The sequence below is a fragment of the Shewanella waksmanii ATCC BAA-643 genome (assembly GCF_000518805.1).
GTDB classification, from domain to species: Bacteria; Pseudomonadota; Gammaproteobacteria; order Enterobacterales; family Shewanellaceae; genus Shewanella; species Shewanella waksmanii.
Genome location: NZ_JAEH01000044.1, coordinates 22904 through 46234 on the forward strand (window position 1 = coordinate 22904; position 23331 = coordinate 46234).

General features: G+C 46.0%; 23 protein-coding genes and 1 other annotated feature. Of the genes, 11 read left to right on the forward strand and 12 right to left on the reverse strand.

All coding sequences use genetic code 11. The features are described from left to right. Positions 1–15 precede the first annotated feature (15 nt). Positions 16–753, reverse strand: a complete 738-nt coding sequence (locus L865_RS0115750) for an ABC transporter ATP-binding protein (protein ID WP_028774116.1) — start codon at positions 751–753, stop codon at positions 16–18. Positions 754–762: 9 nt separating this feature from the next. Then, entirely contained in the window at positions 763–2019 is a 1257-nt protein-coding gene (locus tag L865_RS0115755; RefSeq protein WP_028774117.1) for an HlyD family secretion protein, read from the reverse strand. A 435-nt stretch (positions 2020–2454) separates the two neighbouring features. Here L865_RS0115755 and L865_RS0115760 point away from each other — a divergent pair, with 435 nt between their 5' ends. Beyond that, positions 2455–2916, forward strand: coding sequence for a low molecular weight protein-tyrosine-phosphatase (locus L865_RS0115760; RefSeq protein WP_037471359.1), 462 nt, complete (start codon positions 2455–2457; stop codon positions 2914–2916). A 26-nt stretch (positions 2917–2942) separates the two neighbouring features. Continuing rightward, entirely contained in the window at positions 2943–3434 is a 492-nt protein-coding gene (locus L865_RS0115765) for an HAD family hydrolase (protein ID WP_028774119.1), read from the forward strand. A gap of 53 nt (positions 3435–3487) precedes the next feature. Here the strand turns inward: L865_RS0115765 and ylqF are convergent, their stop codons facing one another. The 9 genes from ylqF to hisG form a co-directional block, all read right to left on the reverse strand. Further along, positions 3488–4426, reverse strand: a complete 939-nt coding sequence (gene ylqF / locus L865_RS0115770) for a ribosome biogenesis GTPase YlqF (RefSeq protein WP_028774120.1) — start codon at positions 4424–4426, stop codon at positions 3488–3490. A 131-nt stretch (positions 4427–4557) separates the two neighbouring features. Then, entirely contained in the window at positions 4558–5175 is a 618-nt protein-coding gene (hisIE, locus tag L865_RS0115780; protein WP_028774121.1) for a bifunctional phosphoribosyl-AMP cyclohydrolase/phosphoribosyl-ATP diphosphatase HisIE, read from the reverse strand. Positions 5176–5203: 28 nt separating this feature from the next. Then, positions 5204–5977, reverse strand: coding sequence for an imidazole glycerol phosphate synthase subunit HisF (hisF, locus tag L865_RS0115785; RefSeq protein ID WP_028774122.1), 774 nt, complete (start codon positions 5975–5977; stop codon positions 5204–5206). Continuing rightward, positions 5959–6696 (reverse strand): 1-(5-phosphoribosyl)-5-[(5-phosphoribosylamino)methylideneamino]imidazole-4-carboxamide isomerase, encoded by a 738-nt coding sequence (gene hisA / locus L865_RS0115790; protein ID WP_028774123.1) that lies wholly within the window; start codon positions 6694–6696, stop codon positions 5959–5961. Before hisA ends, hisF begins: the two co-directional genes overlap by 19 nt. Then, entirely contained in the window at positions 6693–7340 is a 648-nt protein-coding gene (gene hisH, locus L865_RS0115795) for an imidazole glycerol phosphate synthase subunit HisH (protein ID WP_028774124.1), read from the reverse strand. The genes hisA and hisH overlap by 4 nt, the downstream gene beginning before the upstream one ends. Beyond that, a complete protein-coding gene (gene hisB / locus L865_RS0115800; RefSeq protein WP_028774125.1) occupies positions 7337–8404 on the reverse strand; it encodes a bifunctional histidinol-phosphatase/imidazoleglycerol-phosphate dehydratase HisB in 1068 nt (355 codons plus the stop codon). The genes hisH and hisB overlap by 4 nt, the downstream gene beginning before the upstream one ends. A 46-nt stretch (positions 8405–8450) precedes the next feature. After that, complete coding sequence (gene hisC / locus L865_RS0115805) at positions 8451–9491, reverse strand: histidinol-phosphate transaminase (protein WP_028774126.1); 1041 nt, start codon at positions 9489–9491, stop codon at positions 8451–8453. 1 nt (position 9492) lies between these two features. Then, entirely contained in the window at positions 9493–10794 is a 1302-nt protein-coding gene (gene hisD, locus L865_RS0115810) for a histidinol dehydrogenase (protein ID WP_028774127.1), read from the reverse strand. A gap of 19 nt (positions 10795–10813) precedes the next feature. Continuing rightward, positions 10814–11713 carry an ATP phosphoribosyltransferase gene (gene hisG / locus L865_RS0115815; RefSeq protein ID WP_028774128.1) on the reverse strand — a complete coding sequence of 300 codons (900 nt, stop codon included), beginning with the start codon at positions 11711–11713 and terminating at the stop codon, positions 10814–10816. Positions 11714–11781: 68 nt separating this feature from the next. Beyond that, positions 11782–11901, reverse strand: a sequence feature (His leader region). 306 nt (positions 11902–12207) lie between these two features. Here hisG and yoaA point away from each other — a divergent pair. Then, positions 12208–14133: a DNA repair helicase YoaA gene (gene yoaA, locus L865_RS0115825; RefSeq protein ID WP_028774129.1), complete on the forward strand. Its 1926-nt coding sequence runs from the start codon at positions 12208–12210 to the stop codon at positions 14131–14133. A gap of 366 nt (positions 14134–14499) precedes the next feature. Here the strand turns inward: yoaA and L865_RS0115830 are convergent, their stop codons facing one another. Then, the gene (locus tag L865_RS0115830) at positions 14500–15843 is read right to left on the reverse strand and encodes an NAD(P)/FAD-dependent oxidoreductase (protein ID WP_028774130.1); all 1344 of its coding nucleotides are present in this window, start codon (positions 15841–15843) and stop codon (positions 14500–14502) included. A 371-nt stretch (positions 15844–16214) separates the two neighbouring features. On the opposite strand from L865_RS0115830, the gene tsaB reads away from it, so the two are divergent. The 8 genes from tsaB to L865_RS0115870 all read left to right on the forward strand — a co-directional run. Then, positions 16215–16934: a tRNA (adenosine(37)-N6)-threonylcarbamoyltransferase complex dimerization subunit type 1 TsaB gene (gene tsaB, locus L865_RS0115835; protein WP_037471361.1), complete on the forward strand. Its 720-nt coding sequence runs from the start codon at positions 16215–16217 to the stop codon at positions 16932–16934. Between the two features lie 183 nt (positions 16935–17117). Continuing rightward, the gene (locus tag L865_RS24020) at positions 17118–17465 is read left to right on the forward strand and encodes a hypothetical protein (protein WP_037471363.1); all 348 of its coding nucleotides are present in this window, start codon (positions 17118–17120) and stop codon (positions 17463–17465) included. Further along, positions 17458–18180 (forward strand): M50 family metallopeptidase, encoded by a 723-nt coding sequence (locus tag L865_RS0115845; protein WP_028774132.1) that lies wholly within the window; start codon positions 17458–17460, stop codon positions 18178–18180. Before L865_RS24020 ends, L865_RS0115845 begins: the two co-directional genes overlap by 8 nt. 78 nt (positions 18181–18258) lie before the next feature. After that, positions 18259–19062, forward strand: a complete 804-nt coding sequence (locus tag L865_RS0115850; RefSeq protein ID WP_028774133.1) for a class I SAM-dependent methyltransferase — start codon at positions 18259–18261, stop codon at positions 19060–19062. Between the two features lie 28 nt (positions 19063–19090). After that, positions 19091–19960 carry an alpha/beta fold hydrolase gene (locus L865_RS0115855; protein WP_028774134.1) on the forward strand — a complete coding sequence of 290 codons (870 nt, stop codon included), beginning with the start codon at positions 19091–19093 and terminating at the stop codon, positions 19958–19960. Positions 19961–20153: 193 nt separating this feature from the next. After that, on the forward strand, positions 20154–21827 hold the full coding sequence (fadD, locus tag L865_RS0115860) for a long-chain-fatty-acid--CoA ligase FadD (protein ID WP_028774135.1): 1674 nt from the start codon (positions 20154–20156) through the stop codon (positions 21825–21827). A gap of 92 nt (positions 21828–21919) precedes the next feature. Beyond that, the gene (gene rnd / locus L865_RS0115865) at positions 21920–23032 is read left to right on the forward strand and encodes a ribonuclease D (RefSeq protein WP_028774136.1); all 1113 of its coding nucleotides are present in this window, start codon (positions 21920–21922) and stop codon (positions 23030–23032) included. 102 nt (positions 23033–23134) lie between these two features. After that, positions 23135–23331, forward strand: a 197-nt coding sequence (locus L865_RS0115870) for a helix-turn-helix domain-containing protein (RefSeq protein ID WP_028774137.1), incomplete at its 3' end; no start/stop codon positions are given.

Below are 23331 nucleotides of genomic sequence, written 5' to 3' on the forward strand. Positions count from 1 at the left end.
TTATTTTTATTATCACTAAATTGCGATTGCAGAGAAATCGCTACTGTTTTGTTGATGCTTTTTGGTTAGCTGATCAGCAACAATTTTGCCGTCGTACACTTCTATCACGCGCTCAGCACGATCCGCCGAACGAGGATCATGGGTAACCATGCATATCGTTGCACCTTCTTCGTGAAGCTGGTCGAGCATCGTCATCACTGCATGGGCATTCTTGGAGTCCAAGTTTCCTGTCGGCTCATCGGCTAAGATTAGCGAGGGTTTACCGGCAATTGCTCTTGCAACCGCAACCCGCTGTTGTTGTCCTCCCGATAGCTGGGAAGGGAAGTGATTAGCTCTATGCGCCATATCGACTTTCTCTAGTGATTCGCGCACCATCTTGGCTATTTCTTGTTTACTGATATCGCCGCGATAAGTTAACGGCAGTTCGACATTCTCTGCTACGGTTAAATCGCTGATTAGATTAAACGACTGAAAAATAAACCCTATCTCTTTATTGCGTATCTGAGCCCGTTCATCTCTGCTTAAGTCTGATGCGTCGTGACTGGCCAGCAGGTAAGTGCCGGCAGAGGAGTTATCAAGTAGGCCTAAGAGTGACAACAATGTTGATTTACCGCAGCCAGACGGGCCGGTGATTGACACGTATTCGCCTTTATCGATTCTTAAGTTGATGTTGCTGAGCGCTTGAGTTTCAATTTCATCAGTGACAAATGTTTTATTAATGTTTGTCAGCTCTACTAACCGTTGATTGTTCATAATATCTTCCTAATTGATTTTGATTTGATTATGTTGATTCCACGACGAAGCATCCGAAACGATGATGCTTTCACCCAATTTGAGCCCCGATTGAACCTGAATATAGCGACTCGACATCCGCCCAAACTTGATACTTCTTTTGTAGGCATAATCTCCTTCTTCATTGATTAAATAGATGTCACTCTGGCTGTAGCCTTTAATAAACATCGGACGCTGCACGTATAGTGTGTCACTAATACGGTCAATTTCTACGACACCCTCAACGGTGAGATCAGGCCTTACCTCAATGGGAAGTTCTCCTTCTAAGGCGACATCAATTTGAACAGAGCTGTTGATCACAGCAGGGTCAATTCTTTGCACTGTGCCACTGATTAAACTGTTGCGTGTATCTATGGTGACGCGTTGGCCCACCACCACCTCTTTAACTTTTTTTTCAGGTATTCGCAGCTCTGCAAGGTACTTATCATCACGGGCAAGCTTGGCTAAATTGGTGCCGGCATTCACTTGCTGTCCTAGCTCCATTGGCATTTCTTGCACAATACTGTCCATGCTAGCTGTGACATTTAGCGCATCCACTTGGGTTTTCACTCGGTGTAAGATGCGTTTCATTCTGTTTATGCGCGCTTGATAGGCGAGACGTTGAGCGACTAGATTTTCCTTTCTCTTGTTGAGTCTTTGAGTCTCAAGTTGCCAACGTTTTTTGAATTGGTCGACATCAATCTTAATTTCTTCATGAGCAATTTTTGAAACAGCAATAATGCCTTGCTCGAGCAACTGGTTGTGGGCATTTAAGGTGAGTAAAGCCCGCTCATAATTGAGTTTTTCATTCACAACCGCTGCTTGTTGGTCCAGTAATTCAGACTCCATAGCGACTTGTAGCGCTTGAGTTTCTGCTTCTAGCTCCTCGAGCTCCCATTTGGTTTCTTCCAGTTGTTGCTCTAGTAGGGGATTGCTAAGTACTAGTAAAAGGTCACCTGTTTTTACCCGTGCGCCAGCTTTAATTAAAATTTGTTCAACCCGCCCTTCAACATGGGTGGCAATCCAGCGAATATCTTTGGGGACTAATAGGCCTGTTCCTCGCACAGTAACCAGCATTTCGCCTCTTTGGACTTGGTCTGTCAGTAGTGTGTCTCTGCTTACCATATGCGATGCTTCGCTACGGGTGAGCAGCAATCCACAGATAAGCGCAGTGGTAGCGATACCGACTATAAGCCAGCGCGTGCGCTGAGTGGTCGATCCCTTTTTTGTTGCACGAGTAATGTCCATAGTTATCTCTTAGCTTTAACTTACGTAATCGTTTAGTAGTTAGCAGTTAATGTGCCAATAATTAAAACTGTTTTTATTCAGTATTTTACCTGTTTTTCAAATATAGGCTTAACTTGATTATCTCGATTCTGGGACGGATTATCGCAATCAAAATCCCAGTTTTGGGACGGCCATAACTATTAGGTAGTAGGTCATAGGTTATAGGCAGGCACTATCGTTTGCAGTGCTTGTGCTGTAATAACGAGAAGGATTAACAATGTGAACTTTAATTAAACTTGTGATAGCTTTCTTTGACTAACGCCTTGTAGTTACTACATGATCTTTAGGCGTTTGTGGTTAATAGAAGCATCATTGTGAATGCTGAACATCGACGATGTAGGTTGCGATTACTATTCACTTTTTCGTTCACTAAACCTTAATTAGGATATTGATATCATGGAAGTCTCATCAGTTTTATTCGTCTGTATGGGCAATATTTGTCGTTCACCTACTGCAGAAGCTGTAATGCGAGCAAAAGTGGTCGAGCGGGGTGTGGAGATTGTGATTGATTCTGCTGGCACGATAGCGCACCACCAAGGTGAAGCACCGGATCCGCGTTCTATGCAGGCCGGCAGAAAACGCGGGCTTAGTTTTGACGGTATGCAAGCGCGTCAAGTGGTACCCGATGATTTTGACCGTTTTGATCTAATTCTTGCTGCTGATAGACAAAACTTGCAAGACCTACAACGCCGTTGTCCCAGTGCCCATCAACATAAACTCGCACTTATCTTGTCGTTTGCTGACAATCACTACACTGAAGTGCCCGATCCCTATTATGGTGCCGGTGATGGCTTTGAGTTAGTGCTAGATTTGCTTGAAGAAAGCTGTGATAAGTTGCTTGATAAAATAGCTAAATGATATGACTTGACGGGAACAGGGATTTGATGAAACCGGTGATATTATTTGATTGGGGTGACACATTAATGATTGATAACCCCAATATGAGCGGCAAAATGTGCGATTGGCCAAGGGTTGAGGCGGTAAATTGTGCCCTTCAAACTTTGCAAACTTTGTCGCGCACCCATCGAATTTTTGTGGCAACCAATGCCCAAGATTCTGCAGTGGACGAGATTGCAGCGGCATTTAAACGGGTAAATTTAGACTCCTATATTGAGGGGTATTTCTGTTATCAGAATTTAGGTATTGGCAAAGGTAGTCGCGTGTTTTTTGATAGGATTTTGGCGCAGCTGAATATGGCAGCCAATCAGGTTTCTATGGTCGGAGATAATCTCGATAACGATATTTTACCTGCCGTGGAGGCGGGACTAAACACTTATTGGTTAAATGCCGATGATCATCGAGTATGCCCAGTATCAACAGTGAGGGTTCACTGTTTGTCTTCGCTGACAAAAACCATTAAATCCAATAAGCTATAATAATTAACTGCCAGTAATAGGTGCTAATGGCAGTTAATTATTTAGCGATAGGTTTACTTATGACGTTTACCGGCACGTTTTAGTGCTTCTTTCTCTTTACGTGCTTTCTGTTTGGCTTCTTTTTCTTCGATGAGCTTTGCGACTTCGACTTTCTCAACTTCTGCCATAGCCGGTGTTTCAAGCGACAGTAAGCCCATTTTTCCTGAGCGGAATTCATGCAGCACTAACTCTGATGCTTTGTGTAGATCGATACGTCCACCTGGGCGCATAGAACCACGTTTGCGACCGATTGCCTCAAGCAGTTCAATGTCAGTATCGGGCAAGCTGTCGAGTTGATAGCGCTCAGCTATTGCTTGTGGGTACGCTGCTAAAAAATACTCAGCGGCAAACATGGCCACATCTTCATAGTCCATGGCGGTATCTTTAATTGCACCGGTTATGGCTAGGCGATAGCTGCTTTTTTCGTTGTCCACTTTAGGCCACAAAATGCCGGGTGTATCGGATAATACAATGCCGTTTCTGAGGTTAATGCGCTGCTGGGTTTTTGTCACAGCCGGTTCGTTGCCGGTTTTTGCGATAGTGCGGCCGGCTAGGGTGTTTATGATGGTGGACTTACCGACGTTAGGGATCCCCATGATCATGGTGCGAATATCTTTTTCAATTTTGTCGCGACTTGGGACAAACTTACGGCATAAATCGGGAATTTTCTTCACTTGGCCTGCTTGTAATGTGGTGATGGCCATGGCTTTAACGCCTTGTTCTTGCTCAAGGTATTCAATCCATTGCTGGGTGACTAGCGGATCTGCTAAATCTGACTTATTGAGCAATTTGATACAGGGCTTGTCGCCACGTAGTGAGGATACCATGGGGTTTTCACTGCTATAGGGAATACGCGCATCGAGCACCTCAATCACCAGATCGACTTGAGGCATGACCTCTGCGATCTCTTTTTGCGCTTTGTGCATGTGTCCCGGATACCATTGAATTGCCATGATGTTTTACCTGTTATTTCATAATGGCTGCGATTTTAACGTGAATTGCAGCAAAAGCATAAAAAAAAGCGCCATTGGGCGCTTTTGATTGGGTAGTTGCATAAATGCTAACCAGTAGATTAGCCTGCAAGTTACTGCTTAGCTTGATGTCGCTGCAACAGATTGGCGTGAATATCTGCCAATGACAGTTGCTGGTCTTCTAGTAGCACTAGCAAGTGATAAATCAGATCCGATGCTTCATCGATTAGCTCTGGTTTGTCATGGGTAGCCGCCGCCAGTGCGGTTTCTAAGCCTTCTTCTCCCACTTTTTGGGCGATGCGCTTGGTGCCGCGATCAAACAGATGGGCGGTATAACTCGACTTAGGATCTTGGCCCTTGCGCGAGGCAATGAGATGGGCGAGATTGTCGATAAATGGATGTGCTTCTCCATCGGGCCAGCAACTTTCACGTTCTAGGTGACAAGTTGGACCATTGGGGAGGACTTGCACCAATAGGCTGTCATTGTCACAATCTGCATCGATAGCGACCAAATTTAGCGTGTTGCCAGAGGTTTCCCCTTTGGTCCACAAACGTTGCTTACTGCGACTGTAAAAGGTCACGGTTTGGGTATCAAGGGTTTTAGCTAATGCGGCTTTGTCCATATAGCCAAGCATTAATACCTTACCGCTGAGATGGTTTTGAACAACAGCAGGTAATAAACCTTCTTGCTTATCCCAGTCGAGTTGTTCAAATTGCGCCATTGTTTTCATTTTATTCACTGTTATTAGCCTTAAAATATTAGGTTCGCACCGCGACACCGCGCGTGGTCAGGTATTGTTTTAGCTCATTGATGTCGATAATGCCTTTGTGAAATACACTTGCGGCAAGGGCCGCGTCGACATTGGCTTCAAGAAACACATCTGCAAAGTGGGCCATGGTGCCAGCACCACCAGAGGCAATCAGCGGCACATCGGCAATAGCGCGAACCATAGAAAGTTGCTTAAGATCGTAACCTTGACGCACCCCGTCTTGGTTCATGACATTCAGTACAATTTCACCGCAACCACGTTTTTGCACTTCCTCAACCCAGTCTTGGGTATACCACTGAGTATCTTTGGTGGCGGCTTCATCACCGGTGAATTGCTTCACTTTATAGCTGTCGCTGTCGGCATCATAATAGGAGTCGATTCCAATCACGATACATTGACGACCAAATTCGTCTTGTAAGCGGTCAATCAAGCTAGGATCTGATAGCGCAGGGGAGTTAACTGAGATTTTATCGGCACCAAAGGCGAGTTTTTCCCGTGCTTGCGCTAGCGTCTTAATGCCGCCAGCCACGCAAAAGGGGATATCAATTTTCTCAGCAACGCGGCTCACCCAGCTCTTATCAACCACACGATCATGAGCGCTGGCAGTGATATCGTAAAAAACTAACTCGTCTGCACCTTCAATAGCGTAACGCTCTGCTAATGGCACAATATCACCAACAATCTCATGGTTACGAAACTGTACGCCCTTAACAACCTTGCCTTCACGGACATCAAGGCAGGGAACTATGCGTTTGGCCAGCATGTCATCGCCTCCGCTACTGTGAAGTTTTCGATAAGCAATGCCTTACCGACGATAATGCCATTGGCGCCACTGTCACGCACCGCTGCAACATCTTCAAGGCTTGCAATTCCGCCTGAGGCCTGCCACTGAATATCAGGATAGTTTGAGGCAATCTCCTGATAAAGTTGGGTATTACTGCCTTTTAAAGTACCGTCACGACTAATATCCGTTACTAAAGCATGCTTAAGACCATAGGGCTTAAATGCTTCAACAAGCGACTCTAACGTTTTACCGCCGCCAGATTGCCAGCCCGATACCGCCACGATTTTTTCACCTTGGTCATTAATATTGACATCCAAAGCTAAACAGATGGCATCGCTGCCGTATTTCTTAAACCAAGATTGCACTAGCGCGGTTTCTTTGACCGCTAACGAGCCAATGACTACCCGTTTCACGCCTATTTCTAATAGTTCGGCGACCTGTTGTTCGCTACGAATACCGCCACCAACTTGAATATTAGCCTCTAGGCCGTTGACCAATTCGCCAATCAATTTGATTTGCCGTTTGGCAGGATCTTTCGCACCGGTAAGATCAACAATGTGCAACCATGTTGCACCTTGATCTTGGTAACTTTGTAGCTGTGCAAGTGGGCTATATTCGAAAGTGGTTTGCTGGTTATAGTCACCTTGATAGAGGCGAACCACCTGGCCGTCAATCAGATCTATTGCTGGAATAATCATGCTTGCGCCTCCGTTAATGGCGCTTGAGTGACGCCCATTTTTAAAAAGTTAGTCAAAATCTGTGCGCCGACTTGGGCACTTTTCTCAGGATGGAATTGCACGCCCATAAAATTATCTTTAGCAATAGCGGCGCTAAAGGTTTCGCCATACTCACAGCTGGCAATGGTGTGTGCGCCTAATGGCGCACGGTAGCTATGGACAAAATACACGTAGCTGCCAGGCTCAATGTTAGCAAATAATGGGTGGCTGCTTGGCGTGATTTGATTCCAACCCATGTGCGGCAACGGCAATTGATGACTATCGAGCTGTTCAATTTGGGTGTCAATCAAACCTAGGCATTGGCAGTCTTGCGCCGCATTACCCCGCTCTTGGGATTGCTTAGTGAGCATCTGCATGCCTAAGCAAACCCCAAGCACTGGCTGGGTTAATTGACTTAAGGTGGCGACAAGCTGTTTGCCATTGAGTGCAGCCATAGCCGCTTTGGCTGTCCCCACTCCCGGCAGCACCACCCTTGTGGCACTGGCTATTGTTTGTAGATCGTCGGTCACCACTACGCTAGCACCAAGACGTTCAAAAGCATAGCGCACTGAGTTTAAGTTGGCGCAGCCGGTGTCGACAATAACGGTTATATCAGCTTGGCTCATAACACACCTTTACTTGATGGTAATGCATCACCCTCAATGGTGACGGCTTGGCGTAAAGTACGACCCATGACTTTGAACAAACTCTCTACTTTGTGGTGGTCGTTGTCACCCTGGGTTGATAGGTGCAAGGTACAGCGCAAGCCATCGGCAAGTGAGCGGAAAAAGTGCGGCACCATCTCTGTTGCCATTTCACCGACCATTTCGCGAGAGAAATCAGCGTCGAACTTGATGAAAGGACGACCAGAGAGGTCCAGTAGGCAATGGGCACTGGCTTCATCCATAGGGATTGAGAAGCCAAAACGTGCAATGCCTCGTTTGTCACCTAATGCTTGGCGAATGGCATCACCGATAGCCAGGGCAGTATCTTCAACACTGTGGTGATCGTCTATCTCTAAATCACCATCAACAGTGACATCCATTTTGAAATTTCCGTGGGTGGCAATTTGGTCTAGCATGTGATCAAAAAAGCCAATCCCGGTATTAATGACGCTCTTGTTGCTGCTATCCAGGTCGATATTGACCCGAATATCCGTTTCTTTGGTGGTTCTGATGACACTGGCTTGGCGGTTGCTGCTTAGCAGCTTGTCGCAAATCTGCATCCAGTCGAGTTCAGTTCGGCTGTACTGCAATCCTTGAACTCCCATGGCATCGGCTAGACCTAAATCGGTTTCGCGATCGCCAATGACTGCAGATTGAGTGAAATCAACCAAGCCTTCAGTAAGATAGCGTTTGACTAACCCCAGTTTGGGTTTACGACAGCTACAGTTCTCGTCATCAAAATGGGGGCAGATGAGCACTTCATCAAATTGAATACCTTGGCTGTTAAGGATCTGCATCATCATGTTCTGTGGTGCGTCAAAATCATCCTTTGGGAACGAAGGAGTCCCTAAACCATCTTGATTACTCACCATCACTAAACGGTAACCTGCAGCTTGTAATTTCAGTAGCGCCGGTACCACGTTAGGTTCAAATACCAGTTTAGCTAGGCTATCAACCTGCTTGTCGATAGCGGGCTCTTCAATGATGGTGCCGTCGCGATCTATAAATAGGATTTTCTGTTTCATCTGTTCTACCTTCAATTTTGTTATTAATTTTGCTGCGCTGGCGTGATCACTGAAATAACTGGATTAATGTTTGGGTTTGCTGCTCATCACTAAAGCTAAAACGGATCCAATTGGTGAGTCTGGCATCGTTATAGGTTCGCGCTACCACACCTGCGGTGATTAATTGCTGTTTTACCGCGGCGATATTGGCAAACTTTGCGAGTACGAAATTGCCGTTTGCCGGTAACACTTCAGCGCCATAATTACGCAGTGCCTGAGCCAATGCTTTACCGTTGCTTTTAAGTTGACTGACCTGAGTTTGCATTTGGTCAATGCCTTGGCGGCTTAGAGCTGCCGTTGCTAAATCGGCTACGGGCTTGGGAACCGGGTAGGGGGCGATGACGCGCATTACAAGGTCAACAATATCAATATTGGCCAGCATAAACCCACAACGGGCGCCCGCTAAAGCAAACGCTTTCGATAAGGTGCGTAACACCACCACGTTATCGTATTGGTTGACCAGCGATGCGGCGCTGTATTGTGGGCAAAATTCAATATAGGCTTCATCGACAACCACTATCGCATTAGGCAATTGTTTAACGACTGACTCAATGGTTTCAAGTGCTATTACCGTCCCTGTTGGGTTATTTGGATTGCAGATGAACACGAGCTTGGCGTCAGCCACTTGGCTGTCAATATTGGCCGGTAATTGATAGTTGTCATCTAATGCCAAGGCATTTACGCCCACATTATAGGTTTGCGCGCTAATGGCGTACATGCCATAGGTCGGGCCAAAACACGCGATACTATCTTGTCCGGGTATGCAAAACGTGCGGATCAGCAGTTCAATGGCTTCATCAGCACCGCGACTAGTCACAATAGACTGGCTATCAACGCCGCTGTAATCGCTGTAAGCCTGAATCAACTGTGGCGGTTGACACTCAGGGTAACGGTTAAGCTGTGCAACGTCGCTATTGTTGAAAGGCGATTCATTGGCATTGATCCAAATCTCGCCTTCACCACCGATGCGCCGAGCTGACTGATATGGAGTTAGGTTCAAAAGCTCTGGCCGCGCCAGTTTAGCAGCCAATGAGGTTACAGCTGTCATATTAACCTTCCTTCTCTGACATGGCTTCTAGGCGAACCGCGATGGCATTTTTGTGAGCATCAAGTTGTTCAGCATTGGCCAATGTCATGACACTTTGGCTCAACGTCATCAACCCTTGCGGCGTTAGCTCTTGCACGGTATAGCGGCGACTAAAATCAGCTAGTGACAAGCTAGATACCGCACGGCTGTATCCATAGGTGGGTAATACGTGATTGGTACCACTGGCATAGTCACCCACAGATTCAGGCGTATAGGCCCCTAAAAATACTGAACCGGCAGCTCGAACCTGACTGAGCAGTGCGCGTGGATTTTGGGTCTGAATAATTAAATGTTCTGGCCCGTAACGATTAGAGACAGATACCGCTTGTTCGATATTATCGACAATAATTGTACGGCTAGCACTGAGTGCATCGCGGGCGATATCTTGTCGTGGCAAGGCAGTTAATTGTATTGCCAGTTCGGCGTCAACAGCGTCAGCAAGGCCTTGGCTGTCGGTGACTAATATCACTTGAGAATCACTACCGTGTTCAGCTTGAGATAGTAGATCGGCGGCAACAAAACGTGCATTGGCCTGACCATCGGCGATAACGAGCACCTCAGATGGGCCAGCCGGCATATCGATACTCACCACGCAGCGACTGTCCTGCGAGACAATGCGCTTAGCTTCGGTGACGTAGCGGTTACCAGGGCCAAAAATTTTGTCTACGCTAGGTACGGTTTGTGTCCCGAGTGCTAAGGCGGCAATGGCTTGCGCTCCACCAACTTGATAGATTTCGCTAATACCACAGGCATAGGCCGCATAGATGATGGCATCGTTTATCGGCGGCGGGCTGACTAACACCCGTTGCTGACAACCGGCTATTTTAGCCGGCAGTGCCAGCATGAGCACGGTTGAGATTAGTGGCGCAGTGCCACCAGGAATATACAAACCGACTTTTTCAATCGCCTCACTTCTTAGCTCACAGCGCACGCCGCTTTGGGTTTGCACATCGATAGCTTGAAAGGCTTGGGCACTGTGAAAGGCTTCAATGTTAGCCATGGCCTGGGCAATAGACTGCTTTATTTCAATACTGACTCTATCGCAGGCCTCACTAATGGCCGTCGCCGATAGGGCAATATCCTGCAGCTCAACCCCATCAAACTGACTTGAAAAAGCGCGCAGTGCGCTATCACCTTGCTCAGCCACAGCATTAATAATGTTTTGCACATTGGCTTCTAATCCACTGTCACCAATAAGCGGTGAGCGTGACAAGGCTTGAGCTTGTTGTGCATCAGTGAGTGATGACCAATTTAATTGATTGATAGTTGTATCAGCCATGGTGTTATCCCATCATTTTCTCAATTGGCATTACTAAAATTGAGCTCGCACCCAGTTGAGTGAGTTCTTCCATCGTATCCCAGAACAGATCTTCGGTGCTGACTGCGTGGATGGCGACACGATTGGAGTCATCGTTAAGTGGTAACACCGTAGGGTTTTCGGCACCTGGTAGTAGGGCAACAATTTGCTCTAAGGTGTCGGTTGGCGCGTGCAGTAGGATGTACTTACTCTCTTTTGCACGGACAACACCGTTAATACGTGACAAGATTTTATTGATAAGCGCTTGTTTATCATCACTTTGCTGCTGAACAGATTGAATGATACAAGCCGTAGAGCGGTAAATCACTTCAGTTTCATATAGTCCGTTCGCCTCTAAGGTCGCGCCAGTTGAAACTAAATCGCAGATTCCATCAGCTAAACCAGCACGGGGGGCAACTTCGACTGAGCCTTTTAGCATACAGTCGCGGTAAGTAATGCCTTTTTCTTGCATATAGCGGCGTAGCAAGTTGGGATATGAGGTGGCAATGCGTAGTCCTTCTAATGAACTGGCATCTTGATAGCTAAATTCATTCGGTACAGCGAGTGATAGACGGCAGGCACCAAAATCTAAATCACGAAGTTTGACGCATTCAGCCGGCTTACCTAAAGTTTGACGCTCAATTTGTTCCTCTTCGAGAACGTTCTCGCCGATAATGCCTAGGTCAACCACACCGTCCATGACTAGGCCTGGAATATCATCATCACGCACACGCAGCAGGTCAATTGGCATGTTGTCAGAGTGGGCAATTAATCGTTGTTCGTTAACATTGAATTTTACGCCGCAGCTTTTCAGTAGTTTTTGCGATTCTTTAGAAAGGCGACCTGATTTTTGGATTGCGATACGTAATCTATTTGACTCTGACATGGTTATTTCCTTAACTTTGATTCAATAAACTTAAATATTTTTCTTTAAAAACAATTCTTTAAGCCGAAAACTAAAAAACCCCTGGAATTCCTTCCAGGGGTTTTTGATATTCTTGAATCAACCGCCGGAAGGAAATAGTCCTTCGGCAGTGAGCTTCCGAAGGCTACCGCATATGATGGTGATGATGGATAGTGTTCAAAAGCTTTTGCATAATTCGTTATCTCAATAAAATTCGTTTGGCGCAATTTATGCGCGATTGACATTTAAACTAATCAACTTGCGGTTTGATTGCAAGCCCTAATTTGGCTGGATGAATAAACTTCATCAAAATGTCATGCTTGTTCTAATAACAAAACAATAAAGTACCTCGATATTGGGCCATGAAATTAGTAATAATCCGATAGACAATACTAATGAGCAGTTGTAGATATGCTGATTGTTGGCATAATGCAGTCACTAAAGCCGCTAACATTAAATGATTACTACCCAGCATTGTGACGACCCGCCTAACTAAAGAAGTGCATCGCGTATTTGCCGATAACGGTGTGATTGCTACTCAAGTCAAAGATTATAGTCCTAGACCGCAACAGGTCGAGATGGCTGTCAGTGTCAGCGAACATTTAGTGAGTAAAAAAACCTTGGTAGTCGAAGCGGGTACTGGGGTAGGTAAGACTTATGCCTATTTGATCCCCGCATTGCTGAGTGGCCAGCAAGTGATTGTCAGTACCGGGAGTAAGAACTTACAAGAGCAGTTGTTCTACAAAGATTTACCCGCATTACTCGATATGCTAGATATCGATCCTAAAATCGCCTTGTTGAAAGGTCGTAATAACTATCTCTGTCAACACCATATGGCGGAGCAAGTGCAAGGCGCCACTTCAATGGACAGCCAAGTACTTGATGACTTACTGCGCATTAATCATTGGGCCGGACAAAGTTTAGACGGTGATATCGGGGGCTTAACGTCAGTCTCTGAGCAATCACCCGCGCTGCCCTATGTGGTTAGTAGCAAAGATAATTGCTTAGGTAAGCGCTGTGAATATTACGATGATTGCTTTACCCGCAAAGCGCGGGTCCGCGCCATGGATGCAAAGATCATTGTGGTTAATCACCATCTGTTCTTTGCTGACCGAATCCTTAAAGAAACCGGCTTCGCAGAATTGCTACCCGATAGCGATGCGGTCATTTTTGATGAAGCTCATCTCTTACCTGATATCGCCGTGACTTACTTTGGTCAACAGTTAAACCTAGGGACTTTAGCTAAGGCTTTGGCGCAGATGGAGAAACTCTACCGTCAACAACTGGCAGATTCACCACAAATCGGCATTTTGAGCAGTCGATGTTTAACCTTACTGCTTGAGTGGCAAGATAAGCTCTACGATAGCGCCCAGCATGATTGGCGCCAGCTGATCGGCAATAAACAATTGATGCAAGCGGCGTGGCAACTGCTCGAAGAGCTGACCGCACTGGCAAAGGTGTTACTGGGCTATGTCGGCCGCTTAGAACAGCTCGACGATATTATTGAAAAATGGCAAGGCCTCGTTGATAAGCTGAATGTTTATTTTCAATGTGATAATAGCAATGCTGCCTACAGTATCGATTTCAGTGATGGCTATGCAACGTTACGTATATCGCCCATTGATGTGGCTAAAGAGTGCCGTGAGTTGTTTAACGATAAGGTGAGTTGGATTTTTACCTCAGCAACCTTACAAATCGATCGTGATTTAAGCTTGTTTCAACAAGCATTGGGGTTAAAAAACTGCCGTAGTTTGCTGCTTGATAGCCCCTTTGACTACCCAAAACAAGCGCTGTTTTGTGTCCCCCGTCATCTAGGCCGGGTGAGTCAGCAAGCTCATGCTGCCAACCAACTTGTTGAGGTCGCAATCGCAGCAATTAATGCCGCGCAAGGGCGTACTTTTATTTTGTTTACTAGCCACAGCATGATGAACCGCGTGGCGCAGTTGCTAAACGGCAGGGTTAACTATCCGCTGTTAGTACAAGGCCAGGCTAGCAAGCAAGTCCTACTGAAGAAGTACCGACAGCTCGGCAATGGGGTACTACTGGGAACAGGCGCTTTTTGGGAAGGCGTTGATGTACGCGGCAAACTGCTTAGTTGCGTCATAATTGACAAGCTACCCTTTATGTCGCCGGATGATAATTTGTATAAAGCTAGGGCAGAAGGGGTCAGTCGCAAGGGCAAAGATCCGTTCAATGAACTGTCTTTACCACAAGCGGTGATCTCATTGAATCAGGGAGTGGGTCGTCTTATCCGCGACGAGAAAGACCGCGGGGTATTAATCTTGTGCGATAACCGCATTGTTAATCGTCCCTATGGCCAAGCGTTCCTTAATAGCTTGCCGCCTATGTCGCGTACACGAAATCTGGATAAGGCATTAACTTTTCTTAAAACAATCAGCTAGCTGTTATACCTATCAGCATAAAGATGTGATCGCTCAGCGAGAGTTTAGCGCTTTTGAGACAAGGTCATTAAATGCTCCTCGGTAACTGCTCCTGCGTTACTCTACCTCCTATATCCCTATAGTCGTGCATTAATGACATTCACCACATCCATGTGGCTTGCAACGAATGAAGGGCATAGTTACTCTATGTTCAAGTTCGTTTACACAGTATCAGAAGCGCTAAAACTCGCCCTTTGGGAGATTTTTTGGCTGCCTACTTCTTCGTTGAATAACTTCACAATAGAATCACTATTACTTAAGTTATTCGTCTCGAATTAGTTTGCCAGAAATAGCTCTGAGTAGATCACTTTCTTATGCCGATTGGTATTAATGCAGTTTCATACGCGGACGCACCACACGCATCATCTTTTCAGTGAGCCACAATCCAAAGGTTTTTAAGCTGCCATGGATGGATTTTTGATGCATGCGGTACAGCGAGATATACATAAATCGGGCAATTTTACCTTCAACGAACATACTGTTTTTAGTGAGATTACCCATAAGGCTGCCAACGGTGCTAAAGCGTGATAGGTTAACAAGTGACCCATAATCGACGTATTGATAGTCTTGTAATGGCTGCTGATTAAAGAAGTTAACCAGATTAGTTTCAACACATTGTGCCATTTGATGCGCAGACTGTGCCCGCGGCGGCACTAGCTTGCCATCAGCTTGCTCACAAGCACAGCAATCGCCAATAACAAAAATGTCGTCGTGAGTGCTGCTTTGTAAGGTAGGTTTAACCACTATTTGGTGGTTGCGATTAAGTTCAAAACCGGCAAGGTTAGCAATAAAGTCAGGTGCCTTAACCCCGGCCGCCCATAGCATTAAGTTCGCTTGAATCAGCTCACCTTTGTCGGTAACAAACCCTTGGCTGGTTGCCTCTGCAATACGGGTGTTTTCCCTAACATTAACGCCGAGTTTCGACAGTTCTTGGCGTGCTGAAGCACTAATGCGCTCTGGCAAAGCGGGTAAAATTCTGGGGCCGGCTTCTATCAAATCGATGCTGAGTTTGTCCGCGGTCATTTTACTTAGGCCATAAACTTTAAGCATCTCTGTGACATGGTAAAGCTCTGCAGATAACTCAACGCCTGTTGCTCCCGCACCCACAATGGCAATGTTGAGCTGGTTTTGTTGACCGCCAGTTGTAGCATTGTGTTGTTCATGGGCTTGATGAACGCGAGTAAAACTGTCGAGTAAATGATCATGAAAACGATTGGCTTGCTCGTGTGAGTCTAAGAAGAAACAATGATCTTTTACCCCTGGGGTGCCAAAATCGTTACTGACACTGCCCACTGCGATAACTAACTTGTCGAATGCCAATTGCCGCTGCGGTAGCAAGGTTTTGCCTTTGGCATCAGTGATCGCCGCTAGCGTTATCTGCTTGGCGTTACAATCGAGTTGCTCAAACGTACCGAGTTGAAAATGATAGCCATGTTTTACGGCGTGGGCCGAGTATACGACACCATCGAGATCCGCATCTAACGAGCCGGTTGCAACTTCATGCAGCAGGGGTTTCCATATATGGGTTCGGTTCTTATCAACAAGGATAATTTCAGCTTGTTGGCTGCGGCCGAGTTTGTGGCCCAGTTGGGTTGCCAAGCCAAGTCCGCCTGCGCCGCCTCCCACAATAACGATTCTAGGTAAGGCTGACGAAGATGATGGTATTGGCATATGAACTCCCGACTGCGTTGTTGACTACAGAGAATTTGCGCCATGCGCTTTGATTTGGCGCAAGTTTAACGCGATAGTGAGACTTGCGATTGTGATCTGTGTCGCGTATTTGCTATTTGGTGTCTTGGTGATCACTCATGCAAAGCGAAGTCGCGATAGCGCATACAAAAGTTTAGGTATTTGCCGGTGGTAATGCTTTAGGCCAAGACAGTTTTGCTGTTTAAATAGCCAGTTATCCTAGCTAGGGATTGAAAATAGCGGCTGGGCATTAGTGCAATGGTAATTTTTAGGTATAATTAGCGCTTGCGCAGTTGGGTCAGGTTCAGCACGTGGCTCTAGCTTAAAATAATTGATAAAAACTGAGAAAATACATGCTTGAAGATCTATTGGCAGACGCAACTCACTGTATCTTGGCACTTGATACCTGCACTGAGTCCTGCTCGGTTGCACTTTATTACCAAGGCAAAGTCTTTGCAGAGCAAGCTGATGCGCCTCGGGAGCATAGTCAGCGGTTGTTGCCAATGGTAAACAATGTATTGTCGCAGGCATCAATAACCTTAGCCGAAGTTGATTTTATTGCCTATGGTCGTGGTCCAGGGAGCTTTACTGGTATCCGTATTTGCACCTCGATGACCCAAGGGTTGGCGTTAGGCCAAGATATCGAGGTTGTTGGGATATCCACACTGCAAGCAATGGCGCAAGCGGCCATTAGCGAGGAGGGGGCTCAGCATGTGCTGACCGCCATTGATGCGCGTATGGGCGAAGTGTATTGGGCAGAATTCACTAACGTTGAAGGCCGTGCAGAACGGGTTGGAGAAGAGCATGTCTGCCTACCCGAAGCGGTGAGCTATCAAGTGGATACTGATAGTCAGGTTGTTTTGTGCGGCACAGGCTTTGAAGCTTATCCGCAATTAACAGCCCTATTTTCAGCTGCTACAATCAGTGAAATAGCGAAATTTCCAGAGGCAAAGTTTATGTTACCGCTTGCTGAGCAAGCCCATAAACAAGGTTTAGCGACCGATGTTGATGGTCTAGCTCCGGTATATCTACGTGACACTGTGACGTGGAAAAAATTACCCGGTCGCGAATAAAATAGGGTAGTCTTTAATCTACCGAGTGGCTTAAAATGCGCGCTCACAATAATTAACGATGGCTATAATGTGGCTTGTTTAGGCAAAGTGGCTAAGTCGGCAGGTGATAGATGTACTTGCTATGGTTAAGTTGTAAAATCCAATAATATTGTTTCGAGTGGTAAAGGTTTAAGAGTTAACGAGATGATCACACCAATACAATCGCCAGTTCAAGGACCCACGGTTTCGCGTATTCAAAACGCGAGCTCGGCGCCGGCTATTGATAGTTTGACTCAAGTCGTGACGGGTAATGATTACATTGAGCCACTCGAAAAACAGTCTCAGCAAAGTAAAACCTTAGATTATGAAAGCGCGCCTAAGCCGCAACAAGAGCTGGTGGCCCATGATATGGCGGCTAAGCAGCAAGCTCAGCTTGAGTATGATCAGAACGCTAATACACATCAGGGGGCCATCGGCGCCTACTTAACCAATCAACATGCTGAGCAACGAGACGCTATTTCTCAAATGGTAGGCATCGACACCTATGCCTAACGGTCCAATGGACTCTGCTAGGATTTCAAGCGACAGCGCGCATTTTGCTATGCCGAGCAAGAGCCGATTTTTCCTCGAGTTATTGCTAGCGATTATTGTTATTCGCATCCCATTTATAAGCGTGCCTTTTAAATGGCTAGAAAGTTATTTTCACGAGTTATCTCATGGTATAGCGACGGTGTTGACTGCGGGTAGCGTGAGCCATATCCAGTTGTTTCCAAATGGCGCGGGTCTTTGTTATAGCCAAGGTGGCTGGCCGATTATTATCGCTTTTTGTGGCTATTTTGGTGCGGCTTTATGGGGATACTTGATATACAACTTGGCGACTTGGCAGCGGGCGATTCGAGTCAGTTTTGCCTGCTTAGCAGCATTAGTTGCATTGACCATTTTGCTTTGGGCACGGGATCTGCTGACGATTGTTATCCTGTCATCACTGGTATTACTGCTATTGCTGCCGCTTAAATTGTCCCATGTCAGCCTGCTAGCGGGTACGCTGCGGGTTGTGGCGATGATGATTATGCTCAATGCTTTGGCCAGTCCCTTAGTGTTATTGGGCTTGAGTGGCCGGGGTGATGCGGTAGCGCTTGCACAGATGACCTGGATTCCCGCATGGATCTGGGTTGCCATCTGGTTGGCGTTTTCATTATGGATGTTGTACTTGTGTTGGCAGCGAGTATTACGTCATGCGGCCAAGTCAAAATCGACAAAATTGTAAACTAGTGTTTGTTTTGTTGAATATTTATCGCAACTGCTGTTAGGTTAATCCTGATTCAATTACTCAGGAATACTAATAATGAAAAAACGTACCTTAGTATCAGCATTATTGGCTGGCATGTTATTAAGCCCGCTTGCCAGTGCTGGTGATTTAGATAGCGCACTTAACAATGAACTACGTACCCCAGCCAACGCTGAGCGTGATGATTCCCGTCACCCCAAACAAACCCTACACTTTTTTGGTGTAAAACCTAACCATACTGTGATTGAACTGTGGCCCGGTGGTCGCTGGTATGCTGAAATTCTTGCCCCGTATCTCGCAAAAGAAGGTCATTACATTGGTGCAAACTTTGATGCCAATCCTCCCAAGGATGTGAAATCTCCAGGTTACAAAATTCGTCTTGGCAAAGCCCTTGAGGAGTGGATCACCACCAACAAAACACAATTGGGTAACGCCAGTAGTTTCCCGTTTGAACCGCCTCGTTTATCTTCTTTAGGAGAAGATAACAGTGCTGATGTGGTGCTGACTTTTAGAAACCTGCATAACTGGGCAATGCAAGATCAACTGCAAACTGTGTTCGATTCTGCTTATAGTGTGCTTAAACCCGGCGGCATTTTTGGTGTTGTTGAACACAGATCTAACCCCGGAATGGATCCTAAATCTGGCTATATGAGCCAAGAGCAAACCATTGAAATGGCACGCAAGGCTGGCTTTGATCTAGTGGCGAGCTCAGAGATCAACGCCAACCCTAAAGACACTAAAGATTATCCAAAAGGCGTGTGGACCTTACCGCCAAGGTTAGCCATGGGTGACCAAGATAAGCAAAAATATGTCGCGATAGGTGAGAGTGATCGCATGACGCTCAAATTTATTAAAAAGTAAGTCAATTTTCACTGACAGTAGAGGATTTATGTGGCAGTCTTGCCCCGCAAAAAATGAGGTAGTGATTGCGCTGCCTCATATCGAGCTCACAGGTAAAGTGTGGGGAGCAGACGATAAGCCTCTGCTGTTAGCGTTACATGGTTGGTTAGACAATGCCAATAGCTTTGAGCCATTGGCACAATATCTTAGCCAGCACTACCAGGTTTTAGCTATTGATTGGCCAGGACATGGTGGTTCGCAGCATCGTCCTGGTGGCTATGCGTTGCATTGGTTCGACTATTTGTTTGACCTCGATGCCTTGATTGAACATATAACAGCAACACGACCGCTTCATGCGGTGATAGGCCATTCTTTAGGTGGGTTGATTGCCTCAGCCTATACTGCCAGTTTCCCCGAACGAGTAAGACAATTAGTGTTAATTGAAGCGCTGATTCCGTTAAGTGAGCCCGAAACCAATGCGCGGCAGCGCTTGATTAAGAGTGTGCTTCAGCATCGGCAACGCCCTGGGAGTCCAGCCAAAGCCATCTGTATTGACGCTGCGGTAAAAGCCAGAGTTAAGCTAACTGGATTAGCTGAACCTTGGAGCCGGTTGATACTATCGCGCAACCTAACTATTGCCGATGACCTGGCCTACTGGCGTAGCGATCCTCGGCTTAAGCTTGATTCGCCCATGCGCCTTGGGCCGTTGCACGTTGAAGGTTTAATGAATCCTCATCAATGTCCGACTATGCTGATTGTAGGTGATAAAGGTTTTCGGCCAATGACTCGACATCAACAGGATGTTCAGCATTGGTTTACCAATCTGACTCAGGTTGAATTGTCAGGCGATCACCATCTGCACATGGGCAATGCCGTTGATGTAGCACAACATATATTGGCCTGTTTAATGCCAGAATAGCGATTTGCAGATAGATAGAAATTGGGACTAGGATTTTTACTCTATTTGTGTGATGATGATCAAAATTAAAACGCCCGTATGATTTTTTGAGGCGTTACTAACAATAATTAAATCAGTGATTTTAGTTTGTTTTTTCAAACTTTTAGGCCAAAGACGCCTATAGCCACTGTTTGTGGGGATTCAGGAGATACTCGTGGAACAACTTTGGATTAACCATTTACCAGAAGATGTGCCGGCTGAAATCGACGCTGAGCAATATAGCTCTTTAGTTGATTTATTTGAAAGCTCTGTGAGCAAATACGCTGACCAACCTGCGTTTGTCAATATGGGCGCTACGTTGACCTATCGTAAGCTTGAAGAGCGTAGCCGTGCGTTTGCTGCCTATTTGCAAAACGAGCTTAAACTGCAAAAGGGTGACCGTGTCGCCATTATGATGCCTAACTTGCTGCAGTATCCTATCGCGTTATTCGGTATTTTACGTGCCGGCATGGTGGTGGTGAATGTTAACCCGCTGTATACCCCTAGAGAGTTAAAACATCAGCTTAACGATTCCGGTGCTAAAGCCATTGTAGTGGTGTCAAACTTTGCTCACACACTCGAAGAAGTGGTTGATCAAACGCCAGTAGAGAGCGTTATTCTCACCGGCTTGGGCGATTTGCTCAGTGCACCAAAACGCACATTGGTTAATTTTGTTGTTAAATACATCAAAAAGATGGTGCCTAAATATCACCTACCGCAAGCGATTTCTATGCGCCGAACGTTATCGAAAGGCCGCCGTATGCAGTATGTTAAGCCGGTACTGACTAATGATGACTTATCATTTTTGCAGTACACAGGTGGCACCACAGGCGTGTCGAAAGGGGCAATGCTTACCCACGGCAATATTGTCAGCAATCTGCTGCAAGCTGACGCTGCTTATTCTCCGCTATTGATTGATGGTAAAGAGTTCGTGGTAACGGCTCTGCCGCTCTACCATATTTTTGCGTTAACCGTGAATTGCTTGTTGTTCTTGCACAAAGGGGCGAACAATCTACTGATCACCAACCCAAGAGATATTCCTGCATTTGTATCGGAACTGCGCAAACATCCGTTCACTGCGCTAACTGGGGTGAATACGCTATTTAATGCACTGGTCAATTCAGAAGAGTTTACCAATTTAGATTTTAGCGAACTGAAACTGTCAATTGGTGGTGGTATGGCTGTGCAACGGGCTGTGGCTGACAAGTGGCAGTCGATTACCCAAACTCGCTTATTAGAAGGCTACGGTTTGACCGAAGCTTCACCGCTTGTGACATGTTGTCCATATAACCTTGATGGCTACAATGGCTCTATCGGTTTCCCTGTGGCTAATACTGATATGCAAGTGCGTGACGATGATGGCAAGGTGCTGGCACAAGGCGAAACAGGCGAGCTGTATGCAAAAGGCCCGCAAGTGATGAAAGGCTATTGGCAACGACCTGAAGAAACAGGTAAAGTAATTGATAAAGACGGATATCTTGCTACTGGTGATATCGGTTATATGGACGAACAAGGCTTCTTTTTTATTGTCGATCGTAAAAAAGATATGATCTTGGTCAGTGGCTTTAATGTGTTCCCTAACGAAGTAGAAGAAGTGGTCGCACTGCATCCTAAGGTGGTTGAAGTGGCGGCAGTTGGGGTTCCCCATGAGGCGTCGGGCGAATTAGTTAAAGTATTTGTGGTCGCCGCTGATAGATCTTTGACCGAAGAGCAAGTGATTAGCCATTGTCGCGATCATTTGACGGGATATAAAGTTCCGAAACTGGTAGAATTTAGGGACGAGTTGCCAAAAACCAACGTAGGTAAAATTCTACGTCGTGAATTACGTGATGAGGCTAAATCAGCGTAAATCATACAGGTTGATTGATTTTACCTAAATCGATAAAAGCCGGCTTGCTAAGCTGGCTTTTTTTATGGCGTTTGGGATTAAGGGAGAAGAGTTTGTTAACGTTTGACTATATCGAAGATGATGCCAGCTTAGCCAAGTTGGTTGAGCAATATCAAAGCGCCAAGTTGTTAGTGTTAGACACGGAGTTTGTGCGTACCCGCACTTACTATGCACGCCTTGGATTAATCCAAGTATATGATGGTCAAACATTGGCATTGATTGATCCGGTTGCCGTTACTGACTTAAATGATTTTTGGGCACTATTAGCGGATAAAAACAGACTTACGGTTTTGCATTCATGCAGTGAAGACCTAGAGGTGATTGCCCGTTATGGACAATGCCAACCCGCGCAGCTTTTTGATAGCCAGATAGCGGCATCACTATGTGGTATGGGCCATGGTTTAGGTTACGCTAAACTGGTGGAGCAGTGTTTACAAGTGACTCTTGATAAAGGCGAATCACGCACTGACTGGATCAAACGTCCTCTAACCCAAGCGCAGCTTAACTATGCCGCAAACGATGTTTATTATTTATACAACTTGCTGCCGCAATTGCAGCAAAAGCTCGCGCAAATGAATAGGACTGAGTGGCTGCTTGAGGAAAGTGAGCGCATGACACAAGGGCGTTTAAGTTTGCCTGATCCTGAAAGCGCTTACCTAAAAGTGAAGAATGCTTTTCAGTTAAGCCCGCGGCAATTAGCCTATTTAAAAGTTTTGGCCAGCTGGCGTTTAGAGCGAGCTTTAGAAAAAGATTTAGCCTTGGGATTTGTGTTAAAAGATCATGCGATGATTGGTTTGGCAAAAAAGCAGCCAAAGCAAGCGAGCGACATTTATAAAATGGTGGAACTGACAGAGCAAGAAAAGCGCATCAATGCCAAGGCAATTATTGCGGTCATGGCCAAAGCAGATTTGGATAATCCTCCTAAACCGATTGATGTTATTGCACTAAAGCCTGGTTATAAGTCCGCATTTAAAGCGTTAAAGAATTGCCTGGTTGCCTTGGCTGAGCAACATGAAGTTGCCATTGAACTGCTGGGCTCAAAACGTCATATTCACGAGTATTTACAGTGGCGTTGGCAAGGGCAGGTAGCGCAAAACATGCCATTACTACTCACGGGCTGGCGTGCGGCAATCGTCGCGGATGCGTTAGCAGGTATCGAGGTATAATACCTAACCGGATGGACAACAAAAAAGCCAATGACATGTCATTGGCTTTTTTTATGATGAATGTCCCGTCCTGAGATAAGTTGACACTTTGGAGACTTATCTATGAAACCTTCAAGCACAATCAGCATTAAACGTACACAACGTGATTACACATTAGGCTTTAAATTAGCCATTGTCAGTCAAGTAGAAAAAGGCGAGCTAACCTATAAGCAAGCTCAACAGCACTACGGTATTCAAGGTCGAAGTACGGTCCTTACATGGTTAAGAAAGCATGGTAGATTAGACTGGACGCAACCCAT